Source organism: Vreelandella janggokensis, from assembly GCF_031451615.1.
GTDB classification, from domain to species: domain Bacteria; phylum Pseudomonadota; class Gammaproteobacteria; order Pseudomonadales; family Halomonadaceae; genus Vreelandella; species Vreelandella janggokensis.
This window is the reverse complement of sequence record NZ_JARWAJ010000017.1, coordinates 1-590: the sequence shown is the minus strand read 5'-3', so window position 1 is coordinate 590 and position 590 is coordinate 1. Positions and strand designations below refer to the sequence as shown.

At 62.0% G+C, this 590-nt stretch carries 1 protein-coding gene; it reads left to right on the top strand.

The window, feature by feature from the left end:
- The coding region (trkA, locus tag QC816_RS18275; protein WP_309783858.1) for a Trk system potassium transporter TrkA at positions 1-590 on the top strand (590 nt) is incomplete at both ends.

Sequence of the window (590 nt, the reverse complement as noted above, 5' to 3'; positions counted from 1 at the left end):
TACGGCGGCCCGCTGGTGGGACAGGACCTGGCTTTTCTACGCCGCCATATGCCCAACGTGGATACCCGGGTGGCAGCGATCTACCGCCGCAATCGACCGATCATTCCCCGTGGCGATACCGTCATTGAAGCCGACGACGAGGTCTTCTTCCTCGCCGCCCGGCGCGATATCCGCGCGGTAATGAGCGAGCTGCGCCGCGTCGAACGGGATTTCCGCCGGGTGGTGATCGCCGGGGGCGGCAATATCGGCGAGCGCCTGGCGGAGCATCTGGAGCACAGCCACCAGGTCAAGATTATCGAACACAGCCTGGAGCGCTGCACCACGCTCTCCGAGCGGCTCGACCGTACCGTGGTGCTCCACGGCAGCGCCACCAGCAAGCGGCTGCTGGAAGAAGAGAACATCGAAGACTGCGATATTTTCTGCGCGCTGACCAACGACGATGAGGTCAATATCATGTCGTCGCTGCTGGCCAAGCGGATGGGCGCCAAAAAGGTGCTGACGCTGATCAATAACGCCGCCTATGTCGATCTGGTTCAGGGCGGCGAGATCGATATTGCCATTTCCCCTCAACAGGCAACGATCGGCAGCCT